This is a genomic window from Kocuria sp. JC486 (genome assembly GCF_011602805.1).
GTDB lineage: Bacteria > Actinomycetota > Actinomycetes > Actinomycetales > Micrococcaceae > Kocuria > Kocuria soli.
Genome location: NZ_JAAOZS010000056.1, coordinates 1 through 1,023 on the forward strand (window position 1 = coordinate 1; position 1,023 = coordinate 1,023).

General features: G+C 61.3%; 1 protein-coding gene and 1 pseudogene. One reads left to right on the top strand and one right to left on the bottom strand.

What is annotated here, in order from left to right; genetic code table 11:
- Positions 1-82: 82 nt before the first annotated feature.
- Positions 83-310 (bottom strand): annotated as a pseudogene (locus GWK18_RS12835) (transposase); the annotation flags it as partial.
- A 92-nt stretch (positions 311-402) separates the two neighbouring features.
- Here GWK18_RS12835 and GWK18_RS12840 point away from each other — a divergent pair.
- Positions 403-741 carry an ASCH domain-containing protein gene (locus GWK18_RS12840; RefSeq protein ID WP_081609509.1) on the top strand — a complete coding sequence of 113 codons (339 nt, stop codon included), beginning with the start codon at positions 403-405 and terminating at the stop codon, positions 739-741.
- Positions 742-1,023: the final 282 nt, after the last annotated feature.

The following is a 1,023-nucleotide window of genomic DNA, read 5'->3' on the forward strand; positions in this document are numbered from 1 at the left end:
TGTTGCGGGTCAGGACGTTGTTTACATGCAACGGAGGCTCGGGTGGGTGTTACCTGTGGCGACAGGTCGGCAGGTGAGGGGCTCATCGCATGAGAGGGCATGGGTAGGATCTGAAGCCTCCGGTTTCCAGGAGCCAGCGGGCGATGTAGTGAGTGAGGCTGCGGAAGCCCAGAGCTGAGGCACGGAGATGCTCATGGCGACCATGGATCGCCTCGGTCGACCCGTCGCTCGTGCCTGGACAATCGAAGTGGGGCAGGGCGTCGACTTGTCGACGCTGGAGGGTCTGTCTGAGACTGGCGAGCTTCGGCAGTTCCCGATTTCCAGTGCCAGGCGCTCCCCCGTGCAGAGGGCAGTGGGTCCCGAACCGTCAGACCCTCTAGGCCGTTCCCGTAGACTGGTGTCATGCCCGTTCAGCAACAGGTCATCGAATTCCATCCGCGCCACAGGGCCGCGGTGCTAAATGGCACTAAGACTCTGACCGTGCGGTGGAACGAGGCAATCACCGTGGGTGCGGCGTGGTTGGCTTTTGATCCCGCCGGACGAGAGATGCTAGATGGCGTCGTACTCAAAATTCAGCGGTTTCCACTCAACAAACTCACAGCTGCTGCTGTGCGTGCTCCGGAAAACACCGACATGGCCGAGTACGTGCGGCAATTACGGGAGAACTACTACCCGTCGATGCCAACCGACGCGCTGCTAGACGTAGTCCACTTTCGAATTCAGGGCCCGCAACACCGTTAGTTCCGGCGTACAGCATGCCATACGACAGACTCAGTATCTGGCCTGCGTTGTATGGCTTCCGGCCGTTCGATCCAGAGGGTTCGATCCAGAGGACTGCAACCTGTAGGAGAAGGCCCCCGGCCAGATGGCCGTCGGAAGCGATGCCCGCACCGACACTGTAACGAACCAACGCCGGGGTGCAGGAGTCGATCGAGCTCACGTCGCGACAGCTACATGCCGGTGAATGCAGCTGCATACAGCGCCGCAGCAACCCCGTCGGACCCAGAGCACCCACACCGGACG